11 protein-coding genes and 1 pseudogene are annotated in these 12,308 nt (G+C 66.3%); 5 read left to right on the top strand and 7 right to left on the bottom strand.

The annotated features are described in order from the left end of the window. Together FVW27_RS19285 and FVW27_RS19290 are read left to right on the top strand one after the other, a co-directional pair. Window positions 1-292 (top strand): annotated as a pseudogene (locus FVW27_RS19285) (sigma 54-interacting transcriptional regulator); the annotation flags it as partial. A 3-nt stretch (window positions 293-295) separates the two neighbouring features. Beyond that, on the top strand, window positions 296-2,902 hold the full coding sequence (locus FVW27_RS19290; protein ID WP_208294890.1) for a PEP/pyruvate-binding domain-containing protein: 2,607 nt from the start codon (window positions 296-298) through the stop codon (window positions 2,900-2,902). 179 nt (window positions 2,903-3,081) lie between these two features. Here FVW27_RS19290 and rfaE2 read toward each other — a convergent pair whose 3' ends face one another. From rfaE2 to FVW27_RS19325, 7 genes are all read right to left on the bottom strand, one after another. Continuing rightward, window positions 3,082-3,603, bottom strand: a complete 522-nt coding sequence (gene rfaE2, locus FVW27_RS19295) for a D-glycero-beta-D-manno-heptose 1-phosphate adenylyltransferase (RefSeq protein WP_167128413.1) — start codon at window positions 3,601-3,603, stop codon at window positions 3,082-3,084. Between the two features lie 144 nt (window positions 3,604-3,747). After that, complete coding sequence (locus tag FVW27_RS19300) at window positions 3,748-4,569, bottom strand: YkgJ family cysteine cluster protein (RefSeq protein WP_208294891.1); 822 nt, start codon at window positions 4,567-4,569, stop codon at window positions 3,748-3,750. Window positions 4,570-4,876: 307 nt separating this feature from the next. Continuing rightward, window positions 4,877-5,866: a tryptophan--tRNA ligase gene (gene trpS / locus FVW27_RS19305; protein ID WP_167128420.1), complete on the bottom strand. Its 990-nt coding sequence runs from the start codon at window positions 5,864-5,866 to the stop codon at window positions 4,877-4,879. Window positions 5,867-6,013: 147 nt separating this feature from the next. Then, window positions 6,014-6,688 (bottom strand): site-2 protease family protein, encoded by a 675-nt coding sequence (locus FVW27_RS19310; RefSeq protein ID WP_167128423.1) that lies wholly within the window; start codon window positions 6,686-6,688, stop codon window positions 6,014-6,016. A gap of 218 nt (window positions 6,689-6,906) precedes the next feature. Beyond that, window positions 6,907-7,362 (bottom strand): response regulator, encoded by a 456-nt coding sequence (locus tag FVW27_RS19315; RefSeq protein WP_208294892.1) that lies wholly within the window; start codon window positions 7,360-7,362, stop codon window positions 6,907-6,909. Beyond that, a complete protein-coding gene (locus FVW27_RS19320; protein ID WP_167128426.1) occupies window positions 7,362-9,185 on the bottom strand; it encodes a sensor histidine kinase in 1,824 nt (607 codons plus the stop codon). The genes FVW27_RS19315 and FVW27_RS19320 overlap by 1 nt, the downstream gene beginning before the upstream one ends. A gap of 379 nt (window positions 9,186-9,564) precedes the next feature. After that, a complete protein-coding gene (locus tag FVW27_RS19325; RefSeq protein WP_167128429.1) occupies window positions 9,565-9,933 on the bottom strand; it encodes a response regulator in 369 nt (122 codons plus the stop codon). A gap of 407 nt (window positions 9,934-10,340) precedes the next feature. Between FVW27_RS19325 and FVW27_RS19330 the strand changes: the two genes are divergently transcribed. The 3 genes from FVW27_RS19330 to FVW27_RS19340 all read left to right on the top strand — a co-directional run. Beyond that, entirely contained in the window at window positions 10,341-10,592 is a 252-nt protein-coding gene (locus FVW27_RS19330; protein ID WP_015945965.1) for a ubiquitin family protein, read from the top strand. Between the two features lie 147 nt (window positions 10,593-10,739). Beyond that, entirely contained in the window at window positions 10,740-11,693 is a 954-nt protein-coding gene (locus tag FVW27_RS19335; RefSeq protein WP_167128432.1) for a PP-loop family protein, read from the top strand. Between the two features lie 447 nt (window positions 11,694-12,140). Next, a partial coding sequence (locus FVW27_RS19340; protein ID WP_167128435.1) for a glycosyltransferase family 2 protein occupies window positions 12,141-12,308 on the top strand: 168 nt, incomplete at its 3' end.

The raw sequence follows: 12,308 nt of genomic DNA on the forward strand, positions 1-12,308 counted from the left end.
GGGCGCACCCGGCAACGGGCGCCAGGCGCGCAACGGGCAGGACGGAGCGGGCACGCCGCCGCTCTCCACGCTGAACCCGCGCCAGCGCGCCGCCTGGGAATTCATCAGCCGCAACGGCGGCATCACCCGCACCCAGTATCAGGACATAGTGGGCAACGAGATACCCGTGCGCACCGCGCAGTACGACCTGCAGGACATGGTGCGCAAGGGCTTCATCCGCAAGGTGGGCAAGGGGCCCGCCACCCGGTACGTACTGACGGAAGGCGGCGTGCCGGTACCGCCACGGAGGTAACCCATGCTCGCCGCACCGCCGCCCGTATCACTGCTGGAACGCCTGCGCTGGCTGTTCGGCCGCAGGCCCGCCGTGGATGCCGAATCGCGCGAGCGGGTCATGCGGGTGTTCCGCGCCCGCTACGCGCACTTCAAGGACCTGCTGGACTCCAACGCCGAGCTTGCGCGCATTCTCGCGGACATGGACGAGAAGATCGCGGGGTGCACCCTGTTCGGGGCCACCTGGCTGCGTTCGCAGGCCACGCGGTCGGTGTTCCACGCCATGCGCATGGCCTCCGCCCTCAATGCCATCTCGGGCGATGCGTACCCGTCCCTGCCCGGGGTGGTGGAACGCATCAACGCCGAAATCACCGAGTTGATGGAAAGCCGCCCCCAGGCCACGGTGGAGGCCTACGCCCTGCCCTTTGCCGCCATCAACGGCGATATGGTGGACTGGGTGGGGGGCAAGTGCGCCAACCTCGGCGAACTGACCTCGCGCGTGGGGGTGCCGGTGCCCCGAGGCTTTGCAATAACCACCCGCGCCTACTACGCCTTCATGGAACATGACGGACTGATGGGCGAAATACGCAAAAGCTTGCGCGATGTGGACCCACAGGACCCGGAAAGCGTGCTGGACGTGGCCGACGACATCCAGGCCCTGTTCGTCGCCGCCACCGTGCCGCCGGACGTGGTGGACGCCCTGCGCGCCGCCTGCGACGAGGCATTCGGGTCCGACGCCGACGCCGGGGAAAGAGGCGCCACGTTGCGTCTGGCCGTGCGCTCCAGCGCGCTCAGCGAGGACAGCCACGTTTCCTTCGCCGGGCAGTATCTGTCGGTGCTCAACGTGAGCCGCGACGGCGTGGTGGATGCGTGGAAGCGGGTGGTGGCCAGCCTGTTCATGCCCCAGGCCATCGTGTACCGCCTGCATCAGGGCATCACCCTGGACGCCAGCGCCATGGCCGTGGCCTGCATGGAAATGGTCGATTCCGTGGCCGCCGGGGTGCTGTTCACTCGCCACCCGGTGGATCTGCTGTCCGATTCCATGGTCATCAACGCCGCATGGGGGCTGGGCGCCGCCGTGGTGGACGGGGAGATGGAGCCGGACACCTGGCTGTTCAGCCGCGAGGAGGCCCCACGCCCGCTATCGCGCAACGTGGTCTGCAAGACGCACCGCCTTACCCCTGGCGACGATGGACGCCTGCGTGAGGAAGACGTGCCCGAGCCCCAACGCGACACCCCCTGCCTGACCGACGCCCAGGCCGAAGAACTGGCCCGCATCGGCATGCAGGTGGAGGCGCACTACGGCGTGCCCCAGGACGTGGAATGGGCGCTGGACCCTGCTGGGCGGCTGTTGCTGCTCCAGGCCCGCCCGCTGACCACCACCCCACGCGGTGAAGCGCGCACCACCCCGCTCATCGAAGGCTACCCGGTGCTGCTGCACGGCGGCGAGCCCGCCTGCCCCGGCGTGGGCTGCGGGCCGGTGGTGCAGCCCGCCAACGCGGAGGAACTGGCCCTGTTCCCCGAAGGGGGCATACTGGTTGCCACGCACTCGTCTCCATCCTACGTGCTGGTCATGCAGCGCGCCCAGGCCATCGTGGCCGAGGCGGGCAGCATCACCGGGCACATGGCATCCCTGGCGCGTGAATTCGGCGTGCCCACCATCGTCAACGCGCCGGGGGCCATGGGCACGCTGCCCGTGGGCACGCAGGTAACCGTGGACGCCTTCTCCTGCCGGGTCTACCAGGGCCGGGTGGAGGAACTGCTGCCCCTGCGCGAGGAACGCGCCGTGTGCCTGCGCGACACGCCCATCCACAACCTGCTCAAGCAGGTGGCCGCGCTGATCTCTCCCCTCAACCTGCACGACCCCAAGGCGGACAATTTCACCCCCGACGCGTGCCGCACCATCCACGACGTGATGCGCTTCGTGCACGAACTCTCCTATGCCCACATGTTCCGGCTGTCGGACACGGTGTCCGATGCCGGGGCCGTGGCTGTGGAAATGAAGGCTCCTGTGCCGTTGGACCTGCACGTCATCGACCTGGGCGGGGGGCTGGTCGAGGTGGACGGCCCCTACGTAAGCCCGGAACAGGCGGTTTCCGCACCGTTCAAGGCCCTGCTTGAAGGCATGCTGGACCCGGCCGTGCATCACCGCGAACCGCGCCCGGTGGACATGAGCGGCTTTCTGTCCGTCATGAGCCGACACATGATCGAGCCGCCCACCATGCATGGCCAGCGCTTCGGAGACCGCAGCTATGCACTGGTGTCCGACAAGTACCTGAATTTCAGTTCACGCGTGGGCTATCACTACGGCGTTCTCGATGCCTACTGCGGCCAGACCATGAACAAGAACTACATCACCTTCCAGTTCAAGGGCGGCGCGGCGGACGAGACGCGCAAGAACCGCAGGGTGCGCTGCATAGGCATTATCCTGGAGGCCCTGGGGTTTCATGTGGAAGTGCGCGGCGACATGGTCACCGCCCGCTTCCAGAAATTCGCGGCCCCGCAGATCGCCGAGCGGCTGGTGCAACTGGGGCGGCTGCTCATCGTCACCCGGCAGATGGACATGCTGATGGTGGACGAAGCGGCGGTGCAACGCTTTGCGGATAATTTCCTGAATGGTCGGTATCATTGAGCACGGCAGACGCAAATTAATCACGCAAAATGCACGCCGCGCGATAACGTCTGCGCGAAACCTTTGCGCAAAAACAAAACATCCCGGCATTCCCATGGAATACCGGGATGTTTTGCGTACAGCGCAATCCTCGACGCGCAAGCGTCCTTCCGCACACACCCCAAAAAATATGCTGCGGGCTATCCGTGCTCACCCGCCGACAGACCGGCCCGAATGCGCCGGACGAGGCCGGTGGTGGAAAAGCCGGGCAGCAGGGGCAGGCTGAGCACCCGCCCGCCGCGGGCCTGTACGATGTCGCGACCCACGATGCGGTCCACGGGCCAGTCGCCACCCTTCACCAGCACATCGGGCTGGACTTCCGCGATGAGTGCGTGGGGCGTGTCCTCGTCGAACTCCACCACGTAGTCCACGCTTGCCAGGTGGGCCAGCACGTAGGCCCGCACCGCGAAGGGATTCACCGGGCGGTCGGCCCCCTTGCCCTGGCGGCGCACGGAGGCATCGGAGTTCAGGCCCAGCACCAGCAGGTCGCCTTCGGCCCGGGCGCGGGCCAGCAGGTCCACGTGGCCGGGGTGCAGGATGTCGTAGCAGCCGTTGGTGAACACCACCCGCTGTCCGGCGGCGCGGCGGGGCGCCAGCAGGCCGGGCAGTGCGGCGCGGGTCACCACGGCGGGGTGCATCAGGTCAGGCTGGGATGCGTCCATGGCTGGCTCCGGTTACCGCCAGGCATGCGGGAAACATGGTCGGGCGGACATTGGACATTGGTTGAACATTGAACATGACGCGAAAGCGCGGCCTGGCAGAATACCGTCCGTCCAGGATCGACGGCATGTGGCGCAACGTTGCCGCTATCCCTTCATGCGCAACGCCGCGCAATCGCCGAACAGCACCAGTTCCGCCCAGTCGTAGGCAAAATCGAGGCGGGCTTCCTCGTCGTCCAGCACCTGCTGCTGGCGGGTCGCATCAATGTCCAGCCGGTCGAACAGCTTCACGCCCCGGATGAAATCGACGAAACGGTCCAACTGGTAGCAGGCCAGCAACACCATGGTGGCCTGCTTGGGGCTGATGGCCGCGCCCTGGCGCTTGCAGCGCGCCATGAGGCGCATGTAGCGGTCGTTGGAGGCATTGTACGGCTCCAGTCCCTGATCGGCCAGCCAGGTGCCACTGGACCATTCCCCGGACTCGTCGAAGCCCCTACAGTGTTCCTCGCGCACCACGAAGAACTGCTCCACCACGTTGCCCGCCTCGTCTTCCTTCGTGGCGCGGCCCAGCGGATAGGTGCGGCAGGCCCCGGAACGGTCGGGGTACACGGTGCACCCGGCATCGCTGACGAACGGGCACAACTTCAGCGGGTGGTCGCTCATGCGCAGGAACAGGGCGGGAAAGCCGGTATCCGGATACTGGCCCACGCGGGCATGGGTGTTGATGAACTCCTCGCTGCCCATGCCCAGATTGCGGCGCAACCGCAGCATGTCGTACGGTGTGAGCGGCATGTTCAGGTCGGAACAGCAGGCGTTGAAGCAGCGCACGCCCGGATGGCAGGCAAACTGAAACGTCTGACCCGCATGCAGTTCCGGCAGGCTTTCCAGAAAGGCCTGGGTCTCGTCGCCCTGCGCGACTTCCGCACCAGTCGGGCCGCATCCGCTACACTTGTTCGTCTCGCCGGTCATCTTCGCCTCGCTTGGCAGTGCGTCGGATGTCCGGCGCGGTCGTCAAAAAAGCCAAAGGGTACCTGGCTACCCTCACCATCAAACAATTCTAGAGTCTGCCCACTCAAAGCGAGCAAGCCCTCTCCGCACGGCCTGCCCGAGGGCGTCGCACGCCATGCGAAAGGCGGACGCATCGTTCGGGGCAAGGCGCACGGGTAAACGCCGACGCAGGCGTAGCAGCGCTACGTCAAGGAAGGCGTTTGCCCGCGCAACGCGGCACCGGGCGACGCGCCCCGCCTTGCAGCGGCGTGCGTCGCCCTCGGGCAGGCTAGAAGTTGAGTCGGTCGCGGACACCGGCCATGATCCGCGAGGCCTCGGCGCGGGCACGGGCATCCCCGGCATCCAGGATGTCCTGAATGCCCTTGGGGTTGGCCAGCAGGGCGGCGCGGCGCTCGTGCAGCGGCCCCAGGAAGGCGCCCAGGTTTTCGAGGAATATCTTCTTGCAGTCCACGCAGCCCAGCGAGGCGGATGTGCAGCCCTGACGGATTTCGGCCTGCTGTTCCGGGCTGGCCATCAGCTCGTGGTAGGGGAACAGGTTGCACACGTCGGGGTTGCCGGGGTCGCTCTTGCGCAGGCGGTTGGTGTCGGTGAACATGCCGCGCACCTTGGGGGCGATTTCCTCCATGGTGTCGCGCAGGTAGATGGCGTTGCCGTAGCTTTTGGACATCTTGCGGCCATCAAGGCCGGGACACTTGGCTGCCGGGGTCAGGCGCGCTTCCGGCTCGGGAAAATAGTCGCCGTACAGGAAGTTGAAGCGGCGCGCGATTTCGCGGGTCAGCTCCAGGTGGGGCAGCTGATCCTGGCCCACGGGCACCCACTTGGGGTGGTAGATCAGGATGTCGGAGGCCATCAGCACCGGGTAGCCGAGGAACCCGTAGTTGCCGAGGTCCTTGTTGACCACTTCCTGCTTCTGTTCCTTGTAGGTGGGGTTGCGTTCCAGCCAGCTCACCGGGGTGATCATGGACAGGATGAGGTGCAGTTCCGCGTGTTCCTTGATGTGCGACTGCTGGAACATCACGCACTTTTCCGGATCGAGGCCCGCGGCAACCCAGTCGGTGACCAGTTCGGGCACGAACTCGCGGATGCGCGAAGGGTCGGCGTAGTCGCTGGTCAGGGCATGCCAGTCGGCCACGAAGAAGAACGCCTCCATTTCATGCTGCATCTCGACCCAGTTCTTCAGCACGCCGAAGTAGTGGCCAAGGTGCAGCGGCCCGGTGGGCCGCATGCCGGAAACGGTGCGCTTGTCGGGGGTGGTCATGATCTGTCGATCCTCCGGAAGGGAATGGGATGTCGAAGCGTGGTGCGCGGCGACGAGGCCGGGCGCCATGCGGAATTGCGCAAAACAGGCGCGCCGGGCGTTGCATACCGCACCGGCGCGGGCCAGGACTGGCGGGCCGAGGTGGGGCTAGCGAATGCCCACGATGGTCGAGACAAGGTCGACGGACATCTGCACCAGCGGCCAGACCACCTTGAACAACATGCCCGTGGCCAGCAGGATGACCACCAGGATCAGCCCGTAGCGTTCCAGCCGGTAATAATGCCACGCCAGCTTGCGCGGCAGGAATCCGGCCAGGATGTTGCTGCCGTCCAGCGGCGGGATGGGTGTCAGGTTGAACCACGCCAGGGTGAAGTTCACCCACACGCCCACGGCGCACATGTTCAGGAAGAAATCGTACACGCCGTTGCCCTCCCACTGCGAGATGGGCATGGCGAGGGTAAGCAGGCGATAGGCCACGGCAAAGCCCACGGCCACCACGATGTTGGCCAGCGGACCGGCAAACGAGACCAGCGCCATGTCGCGCCGGGGCGACCGGAAATACCGGGTATTGACCGGCACGGGCTTGGCCCAGCCTAGGATGAACGGACTGGTGAGGGCGGTGAACACGAACAGCAGCGAGCCCATCACGTCCAGATGCGGCAGCGGATTCAGGGTCAGCCGCCCCAGCATCTTGGCCGTGGGGTCGCCGCGCTTCCATGCGGCCCAGCCGTGCGCCACCTCGTGACAGACCATGCCGAGCAGCATGGGCACGAAGGCGACGGCCAGTCGCTTGATGTTGACGGCAAGATCGGTATCGAACATGACCCCTGCGGCTACCACGAAGGCGGGGGCAGGGCAAGGGGCCTGCGGCTTCGCGGGCCTTGCGCCCGTTGAGGCGGTGGCGGCACTGGCGGCAGTCCCGTCAGTACAAACCGTCGTGGACGGCGGCCCCGGCAGCACCTTGGATACGGATGCAGCAAGCCCGGGATGGTACGGCGGGCGGATGCCGGGGCATGCCAGGCGGGCCCTGCGCGTGGTGGCTACGCCGGCGCGCCGCGCCCCAGCGCCCGCTCTATGGCGCAGACCAGTTCCTCCATCTCGCACGGCTTCAGCAGGTACCCTGCCGCGCCAAGGCGCATCCCCTCTCGGGCTTCCTCCGCGCCGCCGTGGCCGGTCAGCATGATCACGGCCATTTCAGGCGCCATGCGCCGCACAACGCGCAGCAGTTCGAAGCCGTCCATGTCGTCCATCTTCAGGTCGAACACCGCCGCATCATAGGCGGCGCCGCGCAGGGTGCGCAGGGCCTCGGCGCCGCTGCCCGCGGTATCCACCACGTAGCCGCGCCGGGACAGGCGCTTCTGCATCACCCTGATGAAGCCCGCCTCGTCGTCCACCAGCAGCAGCCGGATGGGGGCCGCGGCACCGCCGGGCCCGGAGCCGGTTGCCGCATCGGAAGGCGAACCAGGCGAAGAGGTGTTGGAGTGGGTCTCGCTCATCATGTATCCTTGCTGCCCCCGTCGGGGGGCGTCGTGCCGGGGGGTGCGGACGCTGCGGCCGGTGGGTTCGGAGCCGGGCAGGCCGAGGTCAGGCGTCCACCGCCCGCCAGCAATCCGGTTCCCTGAGCGGCCTGCGCCGCGTGCACGGCAGGGTCGAACGGCGGCAGCAGCACCTGAAAGGTGGTGCCCACCCCCACGATGCTGCTCACCTTTATCTCGCCGCCCATCTTGTTGATGATGCCGTAGCAGATGGACAGGCCAAGACCCGTGCCCTTGCCCACCGGCTTGGTGGTGAAGAACGGGTCGTAGATGCGCTGCAGGATGGCTTCCGGCATGCCGGGGCCGGTGTCGGCCACGTTCACGGCCACCATGCCGTTGTCGCTCATCAGGGTGGCCACCTTCAGGGTGCCGCCGGAACCTTCCATGGCGTCGAAGGCGTTGTTGAACAGATTCAGGAACACCTGCTGCAACTCGGAGGGCGATGCGGCCACCGGCGGCAGCCCCTCTGCCATGGCCACCACCACGTGCACGCTGACAGTGCGGGCCTTCTGGCCGGAAAGTTCCACCATCTCGGTGACCATGGCATTGATGTCCACGGCGTGCACCTCGCGGTCGGAGCGGCGGGCGAAGCTGAGCAGCTTGTGGGTGATGTCGCGGCAGCGCACCCCCTGGGTGCGGATCTGGCGGGCGCTGTCTCCTATCTCGCGCACGGCGTCCTGCTCCTGCAGTTCGCCCAGCACGTCCTCTATCCAGCCCGCCTCTTCCATCATGATGGCCACGGGGTTGTTGATCTCGTGGGCGATGCCCGCCGCCATCTCGCCCAGGGCCGACAGTTTGCCCGCCTCCACCACCTGGGCATTGAGGGCGGCCATTTCACGCTCCAGCCCGTCGATGCGCTCGATGATGCGCTGGGCAAGGAACATGCCCAGCACCAGCACCGCGATGGAGGCCAGCCCCAGCACCAGGAACAGGGTGCGCTGGGCCGCGTGCAGGCCCTGCAACGCCTCGCGCGAGGATTGCTGGAACACCAGTATCCAGTCGCCGCCCTTCAGGCGCGACATGGCGTAGACCATGTCGCCTTCCTCGAAGGCGCGGTCCTGATCCATGCCCGCGATGCCGCCGCCGAACACCCGACGGGCGAATCCCGCCAGTTGCGCACCATCGCCCGCCGAATGACGCCCCCCGGAGGTCTGGAACGCGCCGGCCCGGTTGATGATGCAGGCCTGGCCCGTTGCCCCCACGCGCACGTCCTCCACCAGCGAGACGAAGCTGGCGAAATCGATGGTGGACCGCAGAATCCACGCCCTGCCGTCCACCATCAGCTTCACGGCCACTATGAAATGGGGCGACTTGCGCACCCCCATGAACACGTCGCTGATGAACACGTCGCGCGCGCCGGCCTGCAAGAACCAGTTCTCGTGCGAATAGTCGGTGCCTTCAAGGCGGTGTGGGCCAGCGTACACCCGCTGGATGCCCGCATCGTCCACCATACCCAGGTCCACGTACACGCCGCCATAGGCGCTGCGCATGGCTGCCAGCTTGCGATTCAGGTTGGCCGGGTCCAGCAGACCCGCGCCCTGCGCCTCTACCAGCATCTGCACGCTGGCAAGCCGTTCGTGCAGGAAATCGTCGATCTTCTGGCTGTGCCGGTCGGCAATTTCGCGCGCCTGGCCGAAGACCATCTCGCGAAAGGACACCCCGAGGTGCAGGTTCATGACCCCCAGGATCAGTACCAGCGGCAGCACCGACGCCACCAGGATGCCCATGTAGATGAGCCGGTTCAGCGCGACGCGACGGCCGACGGGGAACAGGGAGTCCGGCATGGGCACCTCTGGGGTTGGCACCGGGCGGTGCAGACATGGAACAGTCGTGCCGCTGACGGAGCGGGCAGCCACGGCAACGCGACACGCAATCGCGCAGACGGCGCGCATGATGCACCCCGCACGTCAGGCCATTGGACACGGCGCGCCGACATGCAGGCTCTGAAGCGGGGCGGGCCGTGCCGTGCAGCGCGGGCAGGCGCACGCGGCACGCAATCCGCGTGACGGCTGCACGGCGCGGCTATTGCGCAATATCGCGCAAGCCGAGACCCGCCCCACAGGGTAAAAGCAAGGGGCATGCCATCTGCGCGAAGAATGCGGGGCGGTTGCGCGCCACCGGCTGGTGCTGGCGAAAAAGAGGAAGGGAAGGAGAAGAGGGGCGCTACGCTCGTTTTTCGATGGCCAGCGCCACCTTGGCCTTCAGTTCCGTGAGGTCCACGGACTTGACCACATAGTAGTCCGCCACCACCGACTTCAGGTCGTGCTGGAAGGAATCGTAGGCCGTGGACAGGATGACCGGCAGGGCGGGTTCGCCCCGGCGGATTTCCTGCAGCAGGTCCAGACCCGAAAGATCCGGCCCCAGCTTGATGTCCAGCACCACCACCAGAGGCTTTTCGCGGGCCACCACTTCGAGGATGGGTTCGCGCCCGTCGGACACGGCCACGGTGTAGCCTTCGCTCTCCAGTTCTTCCTGATACAGCATGCGGATGTGCTTTTCATCGTCCACGACAAGAATCTTCTTGGCCGACATGGTTCACCTCCGAAGGCTCGGGACACTGGGGGGATGACGGGGCACGGGCTGCCGGGCGCCGCGCCGTACCACTACGAACACTGGGAAGCGGGGAGCACAGGCAGTGTGCCCCCACGCACTCGCGGGCGGCGGGCTGTCCCCGGACCTTTGCCAAGAATAGTACAGGCACGCAGTGAAGACAAGCAACCCGCACCGGCGGCGCGGCATCTTCACCCCCGAAGGGTGATGGGGATCGCGCGCCCGCCGACCGAGTCCCGCACCAGGCCCCGCCGCCGGAACCCCGCACCGCCGCACCTTGTCATCAAGACACAAACGGGTATGGTGCGCTTCCGGTACGCGGCCCGGGCGCCGCCGTGGAAAACGTTGCGGCCGCGCCCCTCCCCCGAACCTTCACCAAAGACGGAACCATGGAACACACCCCGGAAGCCACCCCCGGCGAACGCCGCACGTTCGCCCCGCGCACCATCACGGTGCGCCTGCAGCCCAAGGAACAGCTGCTGACCATGCCGCGCGAGAAAACCGTGCTGCAGGTGCTGCGCAAGCTGGGCATCCGCCCCACCACGGCCATTGTGGTGCGCGACGGCGGCCTGCTGACCCCCGACCGCGAAGTGCTGCCGGATGATGAGCTGTTGATCCGCATTGTCACTTCAAGTGGGTAGCAAACGGCGCGCTTTTGCCCTCTGGCTTCGTCTTCCTTGCCAGAGAACACAATCCCGCCGTTTGCGATGTTTCCTAGTCCCCTGCTGTGGCCGGCGCCTTTCACCATGGGCACCGCACGCACCGCAACCCCCAAAGGATCACACGCCATGAAATGCAAACGCTGCAAGGAGACGGCCGTCGTCTCCCTGCCCAGCCATCATACCGGCTTCTGCGCCGAATGCTTCCTGCTGTTCTTCACCCGGCAGGTGGAGCGCGGCATCAAGGAACGCAAGCTGTTCACCCATGACGACCGCATCCTGGTCGCCCTGTCCGGCGGCAAGGATTCGCTGAGCCTGATGCTGGAACTTTCGCGGCTGGGCTACGACGTGACCGGCCTGCACATCGACCTGGCCATTCCCGGTTCCTCGCCCGCCGCACGCGGGGTGGTGGAACGCTTCTGCGAAAAGCACGGCCTGAACCTGATCGTGAAGGAAATGGGAGCCGAAGGGCTGGCCATTCCCGACGTGAAGGCCCGGCTGAACCGCCCGGTGTGTTCGGCCTGCGGCAAGATCAAGCGCTATTTCTTCAACAAGACCGCGCTGGACGAAAACTTCACCGTGCTGGCCACCGGCCACAACCTGGACGACGAAATCGCCCGGCTGTTCAGCAACACCCTGCGCTGGGACGTGGCCTACCTGAGCGACCAGGGGCCGGACCTGGCCGCCGACGGCGGCTTTGCCCGCAAGGTGAAGCCCCTGTGGCGGCTTTCGGAATTCGAGACCGCCAACTACGCCTTCCTCATGGGCATCGAACACCACTACGCCCCCTGCCCATACTCCGGCGGGGCCAGCTTCACCTTCTACAAGAAGCTGTGGACCGACCTTGAAGAAGAAATGCCCGGTCGCAAACTGGACTTCTATCAGGGCTTTCTGGAACGGGGCCGCCCGGTGTTCGCCCGCGCCGACAACGAGGACGGCGTGGACCTGAGCGGCTGCACCCGCTGCGGCTACCCCACTTCCAACGAGGTGTGCGGGGTGTGCCGCATCCGTGACGCCCTGCGCGATAAGCCCGTCGGGGCGGAGGGGACGGACGGGGCGGACAACACGGAACGGACAGAATAGCGGAGACATAAACGGGGAAGGAGCATCCGTTTCCTTCCCCGTTTTTCAGCTCCATCGCTCCTGAAATCCACGTCCACTTCCGCCCTCCTGCCAATTGCCTTTCTTCCTTGTTCCCGCGACGGTCTTTCCGTCGCGGGGGCTGGTGCGGACAGGATGCAAGGAATTACGAGTTTTGCCCGCCGTGCAAGGCGAATCAAGCTTTTTGAGCGCAGATCGGCAGCCGTTAGGCGAGCGCAACGCGCGAGCCTTACGGATGGCGAAAGCAGCGCTGTACTCATGTACGTGAGCATCAAAAAACTTGATTCAACGCCGCACGGCGGCAAAAGGCGACAGCCGTTAGGCGAGCTTGAGAGCCTTACGGATGACGACCGCAACGCGCGGATTCCGTAAGCAGCGTGTCCGCGCAACCACTAGCCGCCCTCCCCTCCACCCCCAACCCGCGCCGCCATGACCCAGCCCTGCCCCGCCATCAGCGTCGTGCTGCCCGTCTGGAACGCCGCCGCCACCCTGCCCGCCACGCTGGAAAGCCTGCTGGCGCAAACCGGCGCGGACTTCGAGGTGCTGGCCGTGGACGACGGCTCCACCGACGCCACCCCCGACCTGCTCGCCGCATTC

This window comes from Nitratidesulfovibrio liaohensis (genome assembly GCF_011682075.1).
Classification (GTDB): Bacteria; Desulfobacterota; Desulfovibrionia; order Desulfovibrionales; family Desulfovibrionaceae; genus Cupidesulfovibrio; species Cupidesulfovibrio liaohensis.